At 33.7% G+C, this 21709-nt stretch carries 18 protein-coding genes; 6 read left to right on the top strand and 12 right to left on the bottom strand.

Going from position 1 to position 21709, the window contains the following annotated elements:
- Positions 1-4 precede the first annotated feature (4 nt).
- The gene (gene xylB, locus AAA453_RS02210) at positions 5-1495 is read left to right on the top strand and encodes a xylulokinase (protein ID WP_427705950.1); all 1491 of its coding nucleotides are present in this window, start codon (positions 5-7) and stop codon (positions 1493-1495) included.
- 20 nt (positions 1496-1515) lie between these two features.
- The gene (gene xylE, locus AAA453_RS02205; RefSeq protein WP_427705948.1) at positions 1516-2964 is read left to right on the top strand and encodes a D-xylose transporter XylE; all 1449 of its coding nucleotides are present in this window, start codon (positions 1516-1518) and stop codon (positions 2962-2964) included.
- A 233-nt stretch (positions 2965-3197) separates the two neighbouring features.
- Here xylE and AAA453_RS02200 read toward each other — a convergent pair whose 3' ends face one another.
- The 7 genes from AAA453_RS02200 to AAA453_RS02170 all read right to left on the bottom strand — a co-directional run bounded on the left by AAA453_RS02200 (position 3198) and on the right by AAA453_RS02170 (position 10731).
- Positions 3198-3962 carry an SDR family NAD(P)-dependent oxidoreductase gene (locus AAA453_RS02200; protein WP_427705947.1) on the bottom strand — a complete coding sequence of 255 codons (765 nt, stop codon included), beginning with the start codon at positions 3960-3962 and terminating at the stop codon, positions 3198-3200.
- An 11-nt stretch (positions 3963-3973) separates the two neighbouring features.
- Positions 3974-4909: a 3-hydroxyacyl-CoA dehydrogenase family protein gene (locus AAA453_RS02195; protein WP_427705945.1), complete on the bottom strand. Its 936-nt coding sequence runs from the start codon at positions 4907-4909 to the stop codon at positions 3974-3976.
- Positions 4910-4970: 61 nt separating this feature from the next.
- Positions 4971-6284 (bottom strand): GntP family permease, encoded by a 1314-nt coding sequence (locus AAA453_RS02190; protein WP_427705943.1) that lies wholly within the window; start codon positions 6282-6284, stop codon positions 4971-4973.
- Positions 6285-6317: 33 nt separating this feature from the next.
- The gene (hisD, locus tag AAA453_RS02185) at positions 6318-7607 is read right to left on the bottom strand and encodes a histidinol dehydrogenase (protein WP_427705941.1); all 1290 of its coding nucleotides are present in this window, start codon (positions 7605-7607) and stop codon (positions 6318-6320) included.
- Between the two features lie 108 nt (positions 7608-7715).
- Positions 7716-8705, bottom strand: a complete 990-nt coding sequence (locus AAA453_RS02180; RefSeq protein WP_427705939.1) for a LacI family DNA-binding transcriptional regulator — start codon at positions 8703-8705, stop codon at positions 7716-7718.
- 206 nt (positions 8706-8911) lie between these two features.
- Positions 8912-10006 carry an ABC transporter permease gene (locus AAA453_RS02175; protein WP_427705936.1) on the bottom strand — a complete coding sequence of 365 codons (1095 nt, stop codon included), beginning with the start codon at positions 10004-10006 and terminating at the stop codon, positions 8912-8914.
- Entirely contained in the window at positions 10006-10731 is a 726-nt protein-coding gene (locus tag AAA453_RS02170) for an ABC transporter ATP-binding protein (protein WP_427705934.1), read from the bottom strand. The genes AAA453_RS02175 and AAA453_RS02170 overlap by 1 nt, the downstream gene beginning before the upstream one ends.
- A 244-nt stretch (positions 10732-10975) precedes the next feature.
- On the opposite strand from AAA453_RS02170, the gene AAA453_RS02165 reads away from it, so the two are divergent.
- A complete protein-coding gene (locus AAA453_RS02165) occupies positions 10976-11107 on the top strand; it encodes a beta-class phenol-soluble modulin (RefSeq protein ID WP_002506432.1) in 132 nt (43 codons plus the stop codon).
- 153 nt (positions 11108-11260) lie between these two features.
- Here the strand turns inward: AAA453_RS02165 and AAA453_RS02160 are convergent, their stop codons facing one another.
- From AAA453_RS02160 to AAA453_RS02140, 5 genes are all read right to left on the bottom strand, one after another.
- A complete protein-coding gene (locus AAA453_RS02160; RefSeq protein ID WP_069818089.1) occupies positions 11261-12670 on the bottom strand; it encodes a sugar porter family MFS transporter in 1410 nt (469 codons plus the stop codon).
- A 72-nt stretch (positions 12671-12742) separates the two neighbouring features.
- Complete coding sequence (araA, locus tag AAA453_RS02155) at positions 12743-14164, bottom strand: L-arabinose isomerase (RefSeq protein WP_427705932.1); 1422 nt, start codon at positions 14162-14164, stop codon at positions 12743-12745.
- A 12-nt stretch (positions 14165-14176) separates the two neighbouring features.
- The gene (locus AAA453_RS02150) at positions 14177-14872 is read right to left on the bottom strand and encodes an L-ribulose-5-phosphate 4-epimerase (RefSeq protein ID WP_427705930.1); all 696 of its coding nucleotides are present in this window, start codon (positions 14870-14872) and stop codon (positions 14177-14179) included.
- 1 nt (position 14873) lies between these two features.
- Positions 14874-16472 (bottom strand): xylulokinase, encoded by a 1599-nt coding sequence (locus tag AAA453_RS02145; RefSeq protein WP_427705928.1) that lies wholly within the window; start codon positions 16470-16472, stop codon positions 14874-14876.
- A 142-nt stretch (positions 16473-16614) separates the two neighbouring features.
- Complete coding sequence (locus AAA453_RS02140) at positions 16615-17694, bottom strand: GntR family transcriptional regulator (protein WP_427705926.1); 1080 nt, start codon at positions 17692-17694, stop codon at positions 16615-16617.
- 1479 nt (positions 17695-19173) lie between these two features.
- Between AAA453_RS02140 and rbsR the strand changes: the two genes are divergently transcribed.
- The 3 genes from rbsR (at position 19174) to rbsD (ending at position 21694) form a co-directional block, all read left to right on the top strand.
- On the top strand, positions 19174-20169 hold the full coding sequence (gene rbsR / locus AAA453_RS02135; RefSeq protein ID WP_427705924.1) for a ribose utilization transcriptional repressor RbsR: 996 nt from the start codon (positions 19174-19176) through the stop codon (positions 20167-20169).
- A gap of 215 nt (positions 20170-20384) precedes the next feature.
- Complete coding sequence (gene rbsU, locus AAA453_RS02130) at positions 20385-21266, top strand: ribose/proton symporter RbsU (protein ID WP_427705922.1); 882 nt, start codon at positions 20385-20387, stop codon at positions 21264-21266.
- Between the two features lie 23 nt (positions 21267-21289).
- Complete coding sequence (gene rbsD, locus AAA453_RS02125; RefSeq protein WP_427705920.1) at positions 21290-21694, top strand: D-ribose pyranase; 405 nt, start codon at positions 21290-21292, stop codon at positions 21692-21694.
- Positions 21695-21709: the final 15 nt, after the last annotated feature.

Below are 21709 nucleotides of genomic sequence, written 5' to 3'. Positions count from 1 at the left end.
AAAAATGACTTATGTAATCGGTATAGATATTGGTACAAGTTCCTTAAAGTCTATTGTTGTTAATAAAAATGGAGACGTTGTAGATTCATACAGCGTCTCTTATCATACGCTGCATCCTAAATCTGGATACAGCGAAATGAATCCAGATATCTGGTATGACGCAACAATTGAGAGTTTAAAACATTTATTAAACAAATATGCACAAAAAGAAATCACTGGTATTAGTTTTTCAGGTCAAATGCATGGCCTAGTGGTTATTGATCAAGCTGGTGCAATCATTAGACCTGCCATTTTATGGAATGATACACGTACTTCTAATGAAGTTGAGGAAATCAAAAATAAATTAGGTCTCGACGCACTACTGAAATTCACACAAAACACTGTGTTAGAAGGATTTACATTACCTAAACTAATGTGGCTGAAAAATAATGAAATTGATAATTACAACAAAATCCATAAATTTATGTTGCCAAAAGATTATATCGTTTATAAATTAACTGGCAACATTTTTACAGAACCTTCAGACGCGGCAGGTACAATTATGTTTAGCTTGAAAGAAGAAAATTGGTCTACTGAACTACTAAATAGTTTAGATATTGACGCATCTATTTGTCCAGATATCATTGCTTCTCATCAAAAAAGTGGTCAATTAACTGAAGATGTGAAAAAATCTTTAAATATCGATTGGGATATCAATGTCTATCAAGGGGGCGCAGATAACGCATGTGGCGCTTTAGGCTCTGGTATCACAGATGAACAAAAACAATTGGTAAGTATTGGTACTTCTGGCGTCGCACTATCTATTGAAAATAATGCTGACTATGAAAATGATGGCAATGTGCATTACTTTAATCACTGTGTACCTGACCAAAAATACATTATGGGGGTAACTTTATCCGCTGGTTATAGTCTGGAATGGTTAAAACAACTACTAGACCCTGATGAAGATTTTAGTGCATTCTTAAAAGCGATTTCTGATTCTGAGGTTGGATCTAATGGATTAATGTACACACCTTATTTACTCGGTGAACGTACACCACATAATGACGCGGCAGTTAGAGGCAGCTTTATCGGCTTGGATGCGAATACCACACAACTCGATATGAAACGTTCTGTTATCGAAGGTATCACATATTCTATAAATGAAAGCATTCAAATTATGAAAAACAACGGTATTAACATTAAGGAAATTGTTTCTATCGGGGGCGGCGCAAAAAATCATGAGTGGCTCCAAATCCAAGCAGATGTTTTCGATGCAGCAATTACCACAAGAACTGAAGAACAAGGTCCAGCTTATGGTGCAGCGATGTTAGCCGCCATGGGTGAATCGTGGTTTGATACTTTCAATGAAATGAGTCAATCATGGATTACATATAATCAAAAAGTATCTCCTATTGAAGAAAATAGTAAATCATACCACAACTTATTTGATATTTATAAAACAATCTATGACGCTACACAACCAGTAACTCAAAAACTAAGTAAATTTAAGTGATTTATCAAGGGGATGGATATATGTCAACTTATAATAATAAGAAGTTTATCTTTAAAATAGCTTTAATCGCAACGCTTGGCGGGTTGTTATTCGGCTATGACACTGCAGTTATTTCTGGGGCTGAACAATCCCTCCAGAAATATTTAACTAAAGATTACGGTAGCTTTGTCCATGGTATTACAGTTTCTAGTGCCTTAATCGGCTGTATTATTGGTGGCTTGTTATCTTCAATTTTCTCAAGTCGGCTCGGTCGTAAAAAATCATTACAAGTAGCAGCTATTTTATTTATAGTTTCTGCACTTTTATCAGGCTATCCTGAGTTTTTATTTTTTGAACCGGGTGAATCTAGTCTTGGTTTACTGATAACATTTAATCTATATCGTGTCATCGGTGGTATTGGTGTAGGATTAGCCTCTGCAATATCTCCAATGTATATTAGTGAAATTGCCCCTTCTTCTATAAGAGGAAGACTTGTTTCATGGAACCAATTCGCTATTATATTTGGTATGTTAGTCGTTTATTTTGTGAACTACGGTATTACTTTTGGTCAATCTCAAAGTTGGATTGAACTAATCGGATGGCGTTACATGTTTATGACTGAAGCAATTCCAGCAATTGCATTTTTCTTTTTATTATTTTTAGTACCTGAAACACCAAGGTATTTATCTTTAAATAATAGAAATACTGAAGCACTTACAGTATTAAATAGAATATACTCTTCTAAGAATCATGCACAAAACGTTTTAAACGATATCTTATCAACTAAAAATAAATTAACAGATGTAAAAGCACCATTATTTAGTTTTGGTAAAACTGTGATTATTATCGGTATTCTATTATCTATCTTCCAACAATTCATCGGTATCAACGTGGCTTTATATTATGCACCTCGTATTTTTGAAAATTTAGGTGCAGGTGAGAATACCTCAATGATACAAACTGTTGTGATGGGATTAGTAAACGTAATCTTCACCGTTATCGCTATATTATATGTCGATAAATTTGGTCGTAAGCCTTTATTAATTATCGGCTCTACTGGCATGGCAGTTGGAATGATCGGAATGAGTGCACTCGCTGCTAATGGCGCGTTTGGCATTACAACTTTAATATTCTTAGTTATATATACTGCATCATTTATGATGAGTTGGGGTCCAATTATCTGGGTGCTATTATCAGAAATATTCCCTAACAGAATTAGAAGTGGCGCAATGGCAATAGCTGTCGCAGTACAATGGTTAGCAAACTTTACAATCACTTCTACTTACCCATCTATGATGGAAATTAGCGGTACAATGACTTACGGATTTTACGCACTGATGAGTATTCTAGCTGGCCTGTTCGTATGGAAATTCATTCCAGAAACAAAAGGTAAAACACTAGAAGAATTAGAAAAAGTTTGGATTAAAGATAAAGATAAACAAGTTTCTAATCATGCAGAAGAAGTTCAAAGTAATAACTCAGCACATTAAAATTCGAAGTTAATGTGAAGATATTTCCACCAGATTTAAACTTAAAAAACAATCATATATTTATACGAACTAACCTAAATCGTAAAAATTAATTAAAAAACACTTTCGCTAGATTCATTTAAATGAATTTACGCGAAAGTGTTTTTCTATGAAAAGTTACTGAATGTATTTTGTGTTACTTTATTTAACATAATAATGGTTTATTATAGAAGTCTATTTATGATAAAAGATAACTAAATCGCTGTCCAACCGCCGTCTATTTTAATCGTTTCACCTGTAACAAAATTTGATAGTTGTGAACTTAAATATATGACTGCGCCTGAAATATCTGTAGGTTTTGGCATTTTATGAAATAAGATACGATCCAATACGTCTTCTTTAAACGCTTCATTCTTGAACATCTTCTCTGTTAATTCTGTTTCTACAAATGTTGGAGCAATTGCGTTAACGTTGATATTGTATTGTGCCCACTCAACAGCAAGTGCTTTTGTTAGTTGAATCACGCCACCTTTGCTTGAAGCATATGGCGCTCTATCAAAATAACCAACAAAACCAACTTGTGATGCCATATTCACAATTTTTCCACGCTGTTCTTGTGCCATGTATTTTCCAACAAACTTAGAGATAAAAAACAATGATTTTAAATTAATATCTAATACGTTTTCCCAATCATTTTCCTCAATTTCAAATGCAGGTTTACTTATATTTATTCCAGCATTATTCACAAGTACATCAATTTTTCCATATTTTGAAACAATATCGTCTATTACTTTTGAAAGTTGATCAATTTGTGTCATATCCAACGCATAAACCGAATGTTGCCCACTAGATTCATTCAGTATATCTAAGGTTTTATCTAATGAATCTTTATCTCTAGCTATAACGATTACATTTGCACCTAGCTGAGCGAAATCGATTGCAATTTCTTGACCAATACCTCGGTTGCCACCAGTTACAATAACATTCTTACCTTCTAAATCATTAAAGTTTTTTTGCACTATAAATCATCCTATTTATTTTCTTGATCTTTCTTCAAAAAATACATCAATACTTCGTCACGCTTATCAATAATTTCTTGAGACTCGCTTGCACCCCAATCATAAAACCCTTTCCCCGTTTTATATCCAAGGTTGCCTTCACCAACATGTTTATTCAAAGTTTTACCAGATGCTTTTTCAGTACTTAAATCTTCAAATAAATAATCAGATATAGCACTAAAAACATCCAATCCTCCTAAATCCGCTGTCATGAGTGGACCAACGACAGGGTATCTTCTACCTACACTATAAGTTACTGCAGCATCAATATCTTCCTTAGACGCTACACCTTGATCAAGTAATGATTGTGCTTCTCTAAAAAGCGCATACTGTAATCTATTACCGATAAATCCTGATATTTCTTTTTGTATTAATATCGGCTTTTTGCCTATAGCATTAATTACATTTTCAGTACGTGCAACAGTTTCAATATCTGTGTCTTCATTTTTCACAATTTCTACTAATGGAACTAAATGTGCGGGATTCCAAAAATGTGTGATGATAAAATGATTGGGAAATTTATAATTTTTAGTTAATTGTTGTAATGTAAAACCAGATGTATTGCTAGCTAATATGGTTTTTTCATCTAATAAAGTATTTAATTTTTCATATAGTTCACTTTTAATAGTTAAATCTTCTGGCACAGCCTCTATGATAAATGTAGTGTCTTCCACTACCGCTTCAATATCTGTGTCTAAGGTAATATTATTTTTGATATTTTGCATTTGAACGTCACTAATTAAATCATTTTTATATAATAGCAGTACCTTTTTATCAATTTCTGTTTCAGCTCTTTTTAAATCTTCCAAGTTGATACTGTAAACTTTAACTTTATAATTTGCCCAAGCAACAGATAGAGCGATTGAATGTCCCATCGTTCCACTACCTAATACAGCAATATTCTCCATCATTACACCCCTTTTGGCTAAACTATTTCAATTTATTTATCGCAGTAAATTTCCAAGTATTTTATAGACCTAACATAAATAGACCGATTGCGATAATCACTGCTACGAGTGGAACAACGACTGTCATAGCTCCAAACGCCCCGTATGCATCTTTATGTGTTTCACCTGCAATAGAACGAATCGTCGTTACGGTATATCCACCATGTGGCAATGAATCTAACGTGCCTGAAGACATCGAAATTGTCCTATGCATCGCATCAGCATTTACACCCATATCTAAATAGTGTGGTGCTAAGATAGGTAAGGCAATTGATTGTCCACCAGATGACGAACCGGTTAAACCAGCGATAACCATTACCGCAAATGCACCTGTAATTAATGGAGAACCTGGCAAGTTCGTAACATAATCAATAGCGTCATTAAAAGCTGGTGTCACTTTAGCGACGCCTCCAAAACCTACAACTGCTGACGTATTACCTAACGCAATCAATGCACCTTCAGTACCATTTCCGACTGCTTTCCAAAAATCTTTAAAATAACTTTTATTCAATAACCACGTTGCGATGATACCACTCGTTAAAGCGACTATGAGTGCGGATTGCTCTAATGCATCATGTAAGAAAAATGATACTAACAACACAATAAATAACGGAATCATACTTAAAAATGGATTAGGTAGTTTATTCCTATCTTCCATTTGATCCCCAGTTCTACTAATAAAATATTCACCTTTTCGTTTTGCTTTTTTAATCATATGCATCAACCATAGATAACCTGCAACTAACATAAACAATGCAGTGATGATACTAACAGTCCATCCTGCATATGGACTTGTATGTAAGTACGGTATCGGTATCCAGTTTTGTATTTCTGGAGACCCAGCTGAAGTCATTGTAAATGTAGTGGAACCTAAAGCTAAAGTAGCCGGAATAAATCTTCTTGGAAAATCAGATTCCTTAAATAAATTTACAGCCATCGGATAAACGGCGAATGCGACTACAAATAGACTAACCCCGCCATAAGTCAAGACACCACAGGCTAGTACAATTGCTAAAACGGCTCTTTTCATGCCTATTTTTTTAATAATCCAATGTGATACACTTTCTGCTGCACCACTGTCTTCCATGACTTTTCCAAAAATTGCTCCAGTTAAAAACATTAAATACCAAGATGTCACAAAACCAGAAAACCCATCCATATAACTTGTAACAAAATCCATTTCCTTACCTGTAGCAAGTTGAGAAAATAAAGGTAAACCATTTAAAACGCCAACAAACAACGCAGATAAAGGCGCTGCGATTAATAGATTTACGCCTCTCATTACTAGAATAGTTAAAATAACTAACCCACCAACTAATCCTATAACACCTAACATATAAGTATGTCCCCCTTTAGAACATAAACGGTTTTATTTATTTCCTTTATCTCCATACTTTCTTACACGTAATAATGCTTGTTCTGCGTGTCCCGCAAAATTCTCATAACCACATAGTCTCGCTGCATACTCACCCATAGCTGCACTTTGTTCTTCAGATGTGATACGTTGATAAGTCACTGTTTTAATAAATTTACCTACCCATAAGCCCCCTGTATAACGTGCTGCTTTTTTAGTAGGTAGTGTGTGATTCGTACCAATGACTTTATCGCCATAAGCTACGTTTGTTTCTGGACCCAGGAATAGCGCGCCATAATTTGTTAAATGATTTAAAAAGTAGTCTGGTTCTTTAGTTAATACTTCAACATGTTCAAAAGCGAGTTTATTCGCTTCTATTACAGCTTCTGCTTCATCTTTTACAATAATCACTTGCCCATAATTTTTCCAAGATTCACTTGCAATATCAGCTGTTGATAACGTTTGTAATTGTCTTTCTATCTCTTTTAAAGCTGCTTCAGCAATTGCTTCAGAAGTAGAAATAATCGCACCTGGAGATGTGGGCCCATGTTCCCCTTGACCCAGTATATCTGTAGCAATCATTTCAGGTTCTGATGTTTCATCTGCGATTACTAATGTTTCTGTAGGTCCCGCGAGTAAATCGATACCAACTCTGCCAAATAGTTGGCGTTTCGTTTCTGCCACAAAAGCATTACCTGGCCCAACAATCATGTCTACAGAATCTATCGTTTCTGTACCTATCGCCATACCACCCATGGCTTGAATACCACCGAGAATATAAATTTCATCGGCACCTGCTTTGTACATTGCGTATACAGTTGTTTCGGGAATTTTACCATCTATTGGCGGTGTACAAGCGATAACACGTTTCACCCCAGCAACTTTGGCAGTTAAAATACTCATATGCGAAGAAGCAATCATCGGGTATCTACCACCTGGAATATAACATCCTACACTATCAACCGGTATATTCTTTTGACCAAGTATGACACCAGGTGAATTTTCTGTTTCGAAGTCTTGTAAGGAAGCTTTTTGAGCTTCAGCAAATCTTTGAATGTTATTTTGCGCGAATGCGATATCATCTTTAACTTGTTGTGGAATATCATTAACAATACTTTCAATTTCTTCGTCACTTAATTTAAAACTTTCTGGACTCCAGTTATCAAATTTCACTGACAAATCGCGTAAAGCTTTATCCCCTTCAGCTTCAATCGTTTTAATCGTATCACTTACAATTTGACTAACCTTCTCATCAGATTGTTTTATTTCTTCTTGGCTTTTACCATTTTTTAGTTTGTAAGACATTTAAAAATCCCCTCTCCCAGTGCGTGCGCATGCAATTAAACACAAAAAAAGAACTTTGCATACGTATGCAAATATTTCACTTTATGTTATAGTAAGCGCTTTCAAATGTCAAATTGTTTTCGTTGTTTTTCTGAATTTAAACTTCCCTTTTAACTTCCTTTGTTCTATCTCATCTAAGTTATCTTTTAATAGGATTTCAATTGTTTCATCGATCATCTCATTCAGTGGCTGTGACCAAGTAGACAACTGATGATTGGGCCATGAAGCCATTCGTATATCATCGAATCCTATCACTTCAATTTCATTAGGTACCTCAATATTCATTTTCTTCACTGCCTCTAATACACCGAGTGCTGTAATATCATTTGCGCCAAATATACCTCGAGGTCTGTTGCCATCCTTTAGATATTTCAATGTAGCTTTATACGCTGTCTCAAAGGTGAAATCTCCCTCAACCACATCTATATCTTGTTTTTTTTCACTAAAATACTGCCTAAAGCCATATAATCTATCTCTATTTGTAGAGGTGTTATGTTGACCTGACACGTACAAGTTGTGCTTGTATCCTTGATTATAAAAATATTCGGCTACCGATCTTGCTGCAAAAATATTATCACTTGAAACTGAATTACAATTTAAAGTTTCATCATATCTATTAAATAACATGACTGGAATATTTGAGCTTTTTAACTTTTTCACCAAATCTGACGATAAAACTGCATCCGTGATAATAATTGCTTCAACATTAAACTCAATAAATTGGTTAATTTCTTCTTGTTGAATTTCTTCATTTTCTGTATATACAAATAGTACAGAATAGCCAAATTGTTTCAGCTTTTGTGTAAATAATGCTAAAACTTCATGATAGAATGGGTTCTGTTTATTTTTCATAGCTAAACCAATGAGTTTAGATTTGTTAGTGATTAAACCTCTAGCTAAAGCATTCGGTTTATAATTTAATTCATTGGCAACTTTTAACACTTTTTGTTTTGTTTCTTCTGACACACTTTTACCAGGTGTAAAAACTCTGGAAACTGTAGATTGTGATACATTCGCTTTTTTAGCTACCAATTCTGCTGAAACATTCTTCTTTTTCAACTTTACCACCTCATCTATACGTCTTCATATTTGTATGTAGCACACTATATTTTATAACTCTTTATATTACATTATAGAATAAGAATTTCAAATGTTGCACTATTTTAATAGTAAAAACACTTCCGTAAGCATCCATAACATATGAATTTACACGAAAGTGTTTTTAGATTTTTATCTTAATGTGTATAAAATTTCAATATCATTCTTTATACTTTTCTGTAACGTTTAAGTCCAATAATATTTAGTATTGTAAATATCAAAATAAATAGCAACAGTATAACAATATCGAACCAAATAAATTCAAATCCCTGTCCCTTAATCATTACATTAGTCAGCGCATCACCGGCATATCTTAACGGAAATACATAGCCAATAGCACTAACCCAATTAGCAATGCTATCTAAAGGGATAAGACCAGAGAAAAAGACTTGAGGTATAACAACTAACGGTATAAATTGAACCATTTGAAATTCTGAATTTGCAAAAGTTGAAACAAACAAACCTATAGCTAAAGCAGATAATGCAATAAGTATATTAATTAATAATACCCACCATATACTTCCTACAACCTCAACTTTCAGTAAGTATATGGAATAAAATACAATAATTAATGTTTGTAATACCGCAAACAAACCATAACCTGCTAAATAACCAAAGACAATTTCACTTCTTTTAACAGACGTTGCAAGTACACGTTCTAAAGTCCCTCTCGTACGTTCTCTTAAAAGTGCTATACCAGAAACTAAAAATACAAAGAAAAAGACAAAGAAACCAATGAGAATTGGAAATATTTTATCAAAAAATGTACTGTCAGCATCACCATAAAGATAGTGACTATCTATGCTCAATGCCTCTGTCTCTTGTCCATTGCTTTGTTTCATATTGTCCGGTATCTTTTCAACAATTTTAGTCATATCTTGCATCTTATTCTTTTGGATTGCACTCGCTAACAATTGTTTCGTTGACCCTGTAAGACTTGGATCTTCATTTTTATAAGTGACTTCTAGATTAGACCCTTTTTGTTCAATATATGCATCCAACTCTGAATCCACAATTGTATCTTTAATTGAGCTAGACGCATCATATTTTTCAATATCTACTTTATCTGAGGGCAAAGCGTTCACAATTTCATCTGGTACTGAAGCATTCATACCTATTTTTATATTTGTTTTATTATTAGTATCAAATATAAAATACATCAGTGTTAAAACCAAAATAGGTGCAAATAACATTAAAGCTAACGTTCTTTTATCTCGTAATAATTCTTTAATAACTCTGATAAAAATCGCCTTAAATCTCATTATTGCACCTCCGCTTCTGCTTTTATAAACACTTCTTCTATAGAATCAGCGTCAAATTTATCTTTTAATTCTTGAGGGGTTCCAATCGTAAATAGTTTCCCTTCAACAATTAAGCCTATACAATCACAACGTTCCGCCTCTCCCATAACATGGGTCGTAACAATCACCGATTTACCCTCATTTGCTAAACCATTCAATTGCTTCCAAACATCTTTTCTGAGTTTAGGATCAATACCAACCGTAGGCTCATCTAAAATAATAAGGTTGGGATTAGCTAACAGTGTTATAGCCAAAGAAAGTCTACGTTTCATACCACCTGAAAAATGAGAAACGACCTTTCCTAATTCAGGTTCTAAATTTACTATTTTTGTATTTTCAGCAATTGCTTCTTCTAATTTCTTACCTTTTAACCCCATCAAATTACCGAAAAACACTAAATTTTCTCGAGCTGTTAATGACTCATATAACGCATCACTTTGCCCCATATAGCCTACTTCATTCAGTACTTTACGATTTGGTATTTGTTTATTGAAAATTTGAGCCTGTCCTTCATCTAAACTTTCCATACCCATTAAACATTTTATTGTCGTAGTTTTTCCTGAACCACTAGGACCAATCAATCCTAAAATTTCTCCCTCAATTAATTCTATATTAATGCCATCTAAGACTTTCTTTTGATCATAATATTTTACTGCGTTTGTTAACTTTGCTACAAGGTCAGCCATAGAGTTCCCTCTCCCATGTATATTATTGTTTATAAAACGAGTATATACCTCTCATTTGTAAAATCAATTTAGCACTAAAAAATACTAATTCTTACAAATCCAATAAAATAAGTAATATTACACTTAGGCATAAAAATCCTCTAGTTAGGCAATTTCGTACAAATTAACAGTGAAATATTTTATATTGTAGTTGATAAATTAAAACTTTGTTTTAATTTTAAATACTTGGAAAGGGGTGTTTTATATGTCAGCAATCATAGAAGCACTAAATAATGCCATCCAAGCAGGTATCGCTCATGATTGGGTAACTATGGGTACAAGCATTGCAAGTGCATTAGCTAGCGGTGTAGACTTTGTTTTAGGTTTCTTAAAATAAAGTCATTTTCCTCACAAACAGGACCTTCTCTAAAATCACGTGTGATATTTTTAGAGAAGGTCTTAAATTTAACTTCTAAACATTTGTAATTTTTGAAAATAAAAAAATGGCTGAGACATAAGTATATGTCTCAGCCTCAAAGTAATATTTTAACTATACTTTTTCAGTTTGTGCTTGTGCTTTTTCATTGTTTGACGCATGTGTAGCACCGATTGCTTCGATTTCTTCTAGTGTGCGTCCTCTAGATTCTGGAACGAATTTTTTCACAAATAGTACGCCGAGTATACAAATAATGCCGAATATCGCAAATACGATTTGTTGAGGGAAATACACTGTCATAATTGGGAATAGTAATCCAACTAAGAAAGAACCAATCCAATTTAATGAAGATGCAGCACCAGAAGCAAATCCTCTAATTGCTAACGGGAAGATTTCTCCTACGATCACCCATGTTAATGGTGCCCATGTAAATGAATAGAATGCTACATAGATACTTAAAAATACCACGATGAGTATCGGATTCGCATTTGGTAAGAACAAATGGATGATTGCCGGTAATATGAAGGATAATCCCATCACAGTACCACCTAACATAAGCAATGTTCTTCTGTTAAATTTATCCGCTATCCAAATGAAGAGTAATGATCCTAATACTAAAATTACACCTTGAATAATTGGCCACATTAAAGCTGTACTTGCTGAGCTACCAGTAGCTTGTTCAACAATTAATGGAATATAATAGAATATTGCATTTGCCCCTTGGAATTGTTGGAACGCAGCTACACCCAATCCAGCGATAACTAAATATTTATATTTGCCACTAAATAATGTTGCTAATGATTGGTTTACTTTATTCTTACTTTCTATTTGAATTGTCTTGTTTATTTCTTCAAATTCTTTATCTACATTTTGGTTATTTCTAAGGTTGCTTAAAACCATTTTAGCTTCTTTAAATTTATTATTTTTAATTAAAAATCTTGGAGACTCTGGTAATTTTAATACGCCCCAGAATAAAATGATTGCCGGAACTGCTGCTGCTCCTAACATTAATCTCCAACCCATTTCAACAGGTAAACCTCTTAAGAAATAGTCTACGATGTATGATAACAACATCCCAGATACAATCATTGTTTGGTTCATACCAGACAATTGGCCACGGTACTTGGCAGGAGCCATTTCTGACATGTAAGCTGGTACTAATGCTGATGCAGCACCAACTGCTAACCCCAGAATTACCCTTGATATAATTAAGAAATAACTACCATCATGTGGTGCGATACCTGACAAAACAGAACCAATTACGAAAATGATTGCAGAAATTAAAATCATTTTCCTTCTACCAAGCGTATCAGATAATTTACCTGCTAAAATACCACCAAATATTGCGCCTAGCATTACTGACGAAGTAATTAAGCCAATTATAAATCCACTATTAATATTCCAGTCTTCTCTTAAAAATGGTAACGCTCCGGTCATAACACCTATGTCATAACCAAAAAGTATCCCACCAAAAGCGCCGAAGAAATAGATAAAGCGATTCGAAACTTTACTGTTTATTTTCATCCCATTCACCCTTTTTTAAAACAAAATATGCCTTACATTACGTCATTTGATTAACGACAAATCTACTGTAATTTAATTTATTAATGTATATTCTGAATCAAACATGTTTAATAATATTTCTATTTGCGATGTATTCAATTTAAGTGACAGTACTGTGTGATGACCGCCGCCTTCTTCAATCCAACGTTTCACGCCTTGTTCTAATGATGGTTTAACATCCCATAACACTCTAGCTACTGGTAAGTTAGGTGCAGGTTCATCTAATTGTTTAGCAGTAATTTCATTCACAATAAACTTGAAGTGTGTACCAAGATCCATCATTGTGACAACTACGCCGTCGCCTGCTTTTCCATCGAATACTAATCTTGCTGGATCTTCTTTACCACCTATACCTAGGGGATTTACAACGATTTTAGGTTTCGTATCTGCTAGTGTTGGATCAACTTCCAACATATGTGCGCCTAGAATATGTGATTGATGACTTCTTAAGTCGTACGTATAATCTTCCATGAATCCTGTTGCTTCATTTTCTGCAGCAATTTTAAGTAAGCGGTCTAAAGCAGCAGTCTTCCAATCGCCTTCACCTGCAAAGCCGTAACCTTGTTCGTTAAGTCTTTGTACTGCTAAACCTGGTAATTGTTTCATGCCATGTAAATCTTCAAAGTTAGAAGTAAAAGCAGTATATCCACCGTCATCTAAAAAGCGTTTAATCGCAATTTCATATTTGATTTGTTCTTTAACAGAAGCATTAAATGCGTCTTCACTGTACTCTCTGTAATCAAAGTCATATAAATCTTCATATGATTTAAATAATTGATTTACTTCAGAATCTGTTACTTGATTCACATATTCTACTAAATCACCTATACCAAAGTAATCTACAGTCCAACCGTATTGGATTTGTGCTTCGATTTTATCTCCTTCAGTAACAGCTACATTACGCATGTTGTCACCAAATCTTGCAACTTTTAAGTTAAAGCTTTCATTATAAGCATTGGCTACAACCATCCATTCGCTTAATTGTTTTTGTACACTTTCATTTTTCCAATGTCCAAAAATGATTTCATTTTTCTTATTAAGACGGCGGTTAATATAACCGTACTCTCTATCTCCATGCGCTGATTGATGTAAATTCATATAATCCATATCAATGTTTTCCCATGAAATATCATTGTTGTATTGCGTTGCTAAATGTAACAATGGTTTTTGTAATAATTTAGTACCTCTAATCCACATTTTCGCTGGTGAAAATGTATGCATCCATGTAATCACGCCTAAAATATCATCACGATAATTCGCTTCTTTCATAATATCTGTAATAATATCTGCAGAAATTGCTAATTTCGTTTGTAATTCTATTTCAAACGGTAATTGTGCTTGCGCGTTTAATTCGTCCGTAATATTTTGTGCATTTTGTTTAACTTGTGCGAGTGCATCATCACCATAGAGTTCTTGTGATCCAATCACAAACCAGAATTTTTTTGTTGTAGCCATTTTATTTCCTCCTTAGTTTTGTCCGTAATAGGCATTAGCGCCGTGTTTTCTTTCAAAGTGTTTATCAAGTACTGCTTTAGGTAATGTTTCTGCGAATGGATTTAATTGTCTTGTGAAGATATTCATCTTACATACTTCTTCTAACACTACTGCGTTCATCACAGCTTTTTCGCAATTCCCCCCCCAAATAAATGGTGCATGACCATGCAATAATACTGCAGGTACTTCATGTGGGTTAATATTTTTTTCTTTAAATGTTTCAACAATGACATTGCCTGTTTCATACTCATAATCTTTATTGATTTCTTCAGTCGTTAAAAATCTAGCACACGGAATTTCGCCGTAGAATGTATCAGCATGTGTTGTTCCCATAGCTTGCACGTTTAATCCTGATTGCGCCCACGTTGTTGCCCATGGTGAATGCGTATGTACAACACTGCCAATATCACCAAATTCTTTATAAAGGACAGCATGCGTTGGCATGTCTGAAGAAGGTTTTAAATCTCCTTCAACCACTTCACAATCTAAATTACAAACCACCATATCTTCTGGTTTCATGACATCGTAATCTACGCCACTCGGCTTGATAACAAATAATTGTGATTCTGCATCAAAGGCACTCACGTTACCCCATGTATATTTAATCAATCCTCGGTTTGGCAACTCTAAATTTGCTTTATAAACTTCAGCTTTTAACGCTTCTAACATGTTATTTGCCTCCTAAATACTTAGCTATCGATTGTTCTATAGGTAAACCTTTTTTAACTTTTTCTACATAGTTATTAAAGTTAATCACTTCTTGTTCTGCTGGCTCCACTGTTACTTCTTCTGTGTTTAAAAATACAACTTCATTTAAAAATGTAGCTAAAGGTTGTTGAGATTCTTGTGCGCTATAGTAAGCTAAAACACTGACACCCCAAGCGCCACCTTCACTTGCCGTATCCATTACGGTAATTTTATTTTCAAGTGCTGATGATAATACTTGCTGTGCGACACCTTTCGTTTTAAAAATACCGCCATGTGCTATTAATTTATCTATGTTAATCGATTCATTATTTTTCAATAAATCCATTCCAATTTTCAAAGTACTGAATGCACTATATAAATGCATTTTCATAAAATTAGCTAAATTGAAATTATAGTTTGGTTCACGTACAAATAATGGATAACCTGTCTCTACGTCTGTTATGTTTTCGCCTGAAACATAGTTGTATGAAAGTAAGCCACCAATGTTGTCATCACTTTCCAATGAACGCTCGAATATTTGTCCGTACAACTCATCTGATGAAAAATCAACACCCATGACACTTAATACTTCGCCAAATATGTTCATCCAATCATTAATATCAGAAGTACAGTTATTGGTGTGAATCATTGCTACTTCACTACCATCGGGCGTTGTTACTACATCAATTTCCGGGTACATACCTTTTAATGCATCAGATAATACAACCATTGCAAACGCACTAGTACCGGCTGATATATTACCTGTATTCTGCGCTACTGTATTCGTTGCTACCATACCAGTACCAGCATCACCTTCTGGAGGGCACATCACGCTACCAGCTTCAAGATTTCCTGAAGGATCTAATAATGTTGCACCATCACTTGTAAGACGACCACCATTTTCACCTGCCAATTTAATTTCAGGTAATATAGTTTCTACTGACTTTGCAAATCCTTTACTTTCAAATAAGTCATTAGCTGTATTTAATAAATCTGATCTATACGTTTTGTTGTTAACATCTATTGGGAACATGCCTGAAGCCTCGCCAATACCGACAACCTTTTCACCAGTTAAGTACCAATGTACATATCCAGCTAACGTTGTTAAATATTCAATTTGATTCACATGGGCTTCTTTATCTAATATGGCTTGATATACATGCGCAATACTCCAACGTTCTGGAATATTAAATTGAAACGCTTCGCTAAGTAACGTAGCTGCCTTTGCTGTATTACCATTTCTCCAAGTTCTAAATGGTACAAGTAAATCTTCATTATGATCAAACGCTAGATAACCATGCATCATACCGCTGATACCAATCGACTTCACTTGTTTTAATGTTAAATTATGTTTTTCTTTCATTTCTGTTGTCATTGCATTATAACTTTTCTGTAAACCGACCCAGATATCATTAATTGAATATGTCCAATATCCATCTACGAATTGGTTTTCCCATTCAAAATGTCCAGATGCTACTGTATTCAAATGCTGATCAATTGCTACGGTTTTAATTCTTGTAGAACCAAGTTCAATACCAATCGATATATCTTCACTACTTAATGCTTTCTTCAAACCATCCATTTCCAACACTCCTATTGAAACCGTTTTCAAGTATACTTTATAATATTTGTCCGTACATGTCAACATTTATTATTTTATGTCCGTACATGTTTCTAGGAATAAAAAGACTCAAACCAATAGCGTGATTGATTTGAGCCTGTTTTTATATTTTTTTTACAGAATTACGTTCGATAATATATGTATCGATAAGTTGTGACGTTTGGTTTTTTTCTGTATCTATCGCGTTAATCATCCATTCTGCTGCTTTTCTACCAAGTAATTCTTGGGGATGTGACGTTGTAGTCAAATCCATCTCACTCAATTTACTTAGTACTGAGTTATCTTCGCCAACCACAGATAAATCGTTTGGTATCTGCACGTTTCGCTGTTTCAATCTTTGGATAATCTCGTAAGCAATTTCATCGTTATAACAAACTAAGCCAGTGATATTAATCTTTTTATCACAAACATGCTGAACAATTTGTTCGATGACTTGTGGCTTACTTTCGGTATCGAATGTATAAATATGTTCACCTTTAAAAAGAATATGATTACTTTCAAAAGCATTAAAATAACCCTTCATTCTTAATTTACCTTGGTTATCGTCTATTTTTGTGATTAAAGCAATATTTTCATGTCCTTGATCTATTAAATATTTTGTTGCTAAATAGCCAGATTTCACATCATCGATTGCGATATAAGGTAAATTCAACTCATCATACTTAGCATTAATCATTAAAATCGGAATATCTCGCTGTTTGAATAATGAATAATAGGACAAGTTCGGGTTATAGACATTACTCTTAGTAGGTTCTATAATAAGTCCCGTCACACCTTGATTCAGCATCATCTCTAAACATTTACGTTCTTCCTCATGATTATTATTCGTACTTGCTAATATTAAAGAATAGCCATGTTTTTTTAATACATTCTCAATGCCTCGAATAATACTCGGGAAAATATAATCCGATAAGTAAGTCACGATTACGCCTATTTTTTTAGTTTCATTGTTCTGATTTGTATTTAAGTAATTGTAACTCACATATGATCCAGAACCTTTTTTCTTTTTAATGTATCCTTCTTTGACTAATAAATCCATTGCTTGTCTGATTGTATAGCGACTTAAATTATATCTATCCTGAAATTGCTTTTCTGTAGGTAAGAGCATTCCAACTTGATAGCTTTTGTTAATTATTTTTTCTTTAATTTCGTCCGCTACAATTTGATATTTTGGCTTATTCATAATCGAAAATCTCCTAGTCTCACCAATTTGTCTTAATACCGCATATTATAGCATACGTCATATTTATTCAATGAATCAAATTTTAAGAAAAATTGAATTTCAACGCTAAATTCATCATATAATCTTAAGCATTTACATACTTATTTAAACGTCGTATTTTATACTACATTCTCTCTTTAAAAACTACTGTAACACCATTGAAACCTCACTCACTAAAATCTTTTGACTTATGAATTAACTGTTGTTATATTAAAATTAAGAAGGAGATATGCGTGAACATACCTCCCTCACAGACCCGTTAAAAAGACGGTGGCTTTTGGTTAAAATAACCTTAACTTGTCCAAAGTTGGAAGGTTATTTTTTTTGGCTATTACAAACTAATATGAGTCCAATGATTGTTAACACAACCATTAAGATTTCATAATCAGTCATTTATCCCCTTTTTATGAGTAAAAATAAAATAGTGTTTTAAAGGCTCTGGTCCCTCTACAAAACCCTCCATGTGAGAATTAAAATATATAATAAAATCTTTTGACTTATGAATTAACCGTTGTTATATTAAAATTAAGAAGGAGATATGCGCTAACATACCTCCTTCACAGACCCGTTAAAATACGGTGGCTTTTTAGTTGAAAACAACGTTCCAACACTTATTAGCCTAAAGTTGGAACGTTATTTTTTTTGGCTATTACAAACTAATATGAGTCCAATGATTGTTAATATAACCATTAAGATTTCATAATCAGTCATCTTCTATCCTTTCTAGGAGGAGAGACCAAAATCATAGGCATCACCCCATTTTTTATGAGATTAGCCACCTTTATTCCAACTTGTCTGTAAAAATATTTTACTACATGAACTGCTTCACTCCTATCTTTTCTTCACTTTTTGAAAAATTTAGCTATCCCTATATGAATTATTCTAACGAAGTCTTAAAACGTCTCTATGTAAGCTTTTAAAAATATAATAAAATGTTTTGACTTATGAATTAACCGTTGTTATATTAAAATTAAGAAGGAGATATGCGCTAACATACCTCCCTCACAGACCCGTTAAAAAGACGGTCGCTAGACAAAGTGAAAACAACGTCCCAACATTTATCTGCCTAAAGTTGGAACGTTATTTTTTTTGGTTATTACAAACTAATATGAGTCCAATGATTGTTAACACAACCATTATGATTTCATAATCAGTCATATTCTATTCTTTCTTGGAGTAGAGACCAAAACCATAGGTATCACCCCATTTTCAATGAGATTAGCCACCTTTATTCCAACTTGTCTGTAAAAATATTTTACTACACGATCTGCTTCACTCCTATCTTTTCTTCACTTTTTGAAAAATTCACCTCAAAATATAAAACGTTTTCATTTTATTAATAAGAAATTGATACATTTTACTTTGTACATGGTACGCTATAATTAATAAAAATATTACTTATTATATTAAATGGATAGATTGTATAAGGAGTGAACTTGGATGAAAAAAGTTTCTATCAAAGATGTAGCTAAAGCAGCAGACGTGTCTTTGACTACGGTCTCGCAAATTTTAAATAAAAAAAGTAACCGTTTTTCAGAGGAAACAGTAAACAAAGTCATTGCTGCTAAAGAGCGATTAGGCTACTTCCCTAATAAAAATGCGCAACAATTACGTGGTAGCAATACAAAATTAATCGGTGTGCTATTACCAAATTTAACTAATCCATTCTTTTCCACGATGATGCAAACTATGGATGATCATAAACCAGATGATGTCGATCTATTCTTCTTAACCACAAAGGAAGATAAAATCGAAGAAGGTATTATGCATCTTGTCGAACGAGGCATGGATGGTCTGATTATTGCGCAGATGATTAAAAACCCGTCTCGTTTAAATCAATATTTATTAAATCATAACATTCCATATATCGTACTAGATCAAAGTGATGACCATGGATTTACGGATATCGTAAAAACAAATGAACGCAATGGTGGTGAACTTGCGGCCGCACATCTTATTGATTACGGCCACACGCACATTTCAATCATTCAACCTTATAATTTAACGAGTAATATGAAAGCAAGAACAGATGGTTTCATCAAATATTGTGAAATGCATGAGATACCATCGCCTATAATTATCGAAACCCTTTTAAATAAAGAAGGTGGATTTGCAGTCATCGATGAGATTATAAAATCCAAATCCAGTGCTATTTTTGCAACGAATGATGAGATGGCTATTGGTATTATGCGTGGTCTCGCTGATAAAGGGGTTCGCGTGCCACACGATATTTCAGTAATTGGATTTGATGATATAGACATTGCAAAGTATCTTGTTCCTGCCCTTACAACAGTTGCACAGCCAATTAAAGAAATAGGCGAGTCAGCATTAGCTTTAATCACGCATAAGCTAAAACAAAATGATGCAACTTTACATAATGTTGCTTTACATAATGAGTTAATTATTAGAGAAACAACGCAATATTTAAAAAAATAAAACACACATAATATAAGACCAAATGATATGTCATTGATGCTTAATTCGAGTTAGCAGTAATCAATTTTCAGTTTATCATTTAGGTCTTATATTTTTTTGCATGAATGAAAGCGTGTACAAAAATAGAAATTGGTGTTATTATGACGTAGTAAAACGTTTTACTAAATCGTTTTACCTAAAAATTATCACTACATAAATATATATAGAGGTGTCTTATGGATATTATAGCAATTTTAATTGGTCTTGGACCATTACTGGGTTGGGGGCTATTCCCTACCATCGCATCTAAATTTGGTGGTCGACCAGTTAACCAAATATTTGGTGCAACAGTAGGAACATTGATTTTCGCATTATGTTTCGCATTCATTCAAGGTGTCGATTTCCCAACAGGAATGAACCTTATATTTTCATTAATCTCAGGTGTTGGTTGGGGCTTTGGACAAATAATTACTTTTAAAGCATTTGGTCTAGTCGGTTCTTCTAGAGCTATGCCAATCACAACAGCGTTTCAACTTTTAGGTGCATCCCTGTGGGGCGTTTTCGCATTAGGTGATTGGCCAGGAGTAACAAATAAAATTATCGGATTCGCTGCTCTACTTGTTGTACTCATTGGTGCATATATGACAGTTTGGAGTGAAAAATCAGGACAACAGCATAATAAAAAATTAAGAAATGCAGTTATTTTACTACTTATAGGTGAAATAGGTTATTGGGCCTACTCTGCAGCACCTCAAGCAACTAATATCAGTGGCATGGAAGCATTCTTACCACAAGCAATGGGTATGGTGCTTGCTGCAGTCATTTATGCATTTATGAATATGAAACAAGGCAATGCTTTCTTAGAGAAAGTCAGCTGGAAACAAATTATTTCAGGATTATTCTTTGCATTTGGTGCATTAACATACTTAATTTCTGCACAGTCAGATATGAATGGTTTAGCGACAGGATTTATACTGTCACAAACATCAGTAGTGTTAGCTACGTTAACAGGTATTTATTTCTTGAATCAGAGAAAAACACCAAAAGAACTTATCGTTACTATTATTGGACTTGTAATCATATTAATAGCAGCAGCAGTTACAGTATTTATTAAATAAAGTATAAGATGGGAGATTTAATTATGAAAAAAACAAAGGTATTAAATAGTCATGTATCACATGCAATTGCAACATTGGGGCATTTTGATGTAATAACAATTAATGATGCGGGCATGCCGATTCCAAATGACGAACGTCGAATTGATTTAGCGATTACTAAAGATTTACCACGTTTTATCGATGTTTTAGAAAACGTGTTATCCGAAGTTGAAGTTCAAAAAATATTTCTTGCAGAAGAAATTAAAACGCAAAACGCTGACCAACTTAAACAAATCAAATCATTAATTGGTGACAATGTAGAAATTTCATTTATTCCACACGTAGAAATGAAACAAAATTTAAATCATTCACTAACAAAAGCTAATATTCGTACAGGGGAAACGACACCATTTTCAAATATTGCACTTGAATCTAACGTGACATTTTAAAGAAAAAAGGAGAAT

This window comes from Staphylococcus parequorum (assembly GCF_039237145.1).
GTDB lineage: Bacteria > Bacillota > Bacilli > Staphylococcales > Staphylococcaceae > Staphylococcus > Staphylococcus equorum_A.
The sequence above is the reverse complement of the archived record's forward strand: the minus strand, read 5'-3'. Positions and strand labels throughout refer to the sequence as shown.